The organism is Vibrio sinaloensis DSM 21326, from assembly GCF_000189275.1.
Classification (GTDB): Bacteria; Pseudomonadota; Gammaproteobacteria; order Enterobacterales; family Vibrionaceae; genus Vibrio; species Vibrio sinaloensis.
Genome location: NZ_AEVT01000066.1, coordinates 1 through 229 on the forward strand (window position 1 = coordinate 1; position 229 = coordinate 229).

The following is a 229-nucleotide window of genomic DNA, read 5'->3' on the forward strand; positions in this document are numbered from 1 at the left end:
CTTCTCCACGAAGAATCAAAACTTATGTGGGCGATTAGCTCAGTTGGGAGAGCACCTGCCTTACAAGCAGGGGGTCACTGGTTCGAGCCCGGTATCGCCCACCATTCTCTAAATGTTTTTGGATTAGGATTTCCAAACCACTTCAGTAAAACGTACGTGGTTGGAGTTTTCGACCGTCTAAGAATCTTTAGAAAATGTATTTCTTCGCTTTTATTAGCAAAGAACACAT

General features: G+C 43.2%; 1 tRNA gene. It reads left to right on the forward strand.

Annotated features, from left to right (window positions below):
• Positions 1 to 28 precede the first annotated feature (28 nt).
• Positions 29 to 104, forward strand: a tRNA-Val gene (locus RH45_RS11490).
• Positions 105 to 229 lie beyond the last annotated feature (125 nt).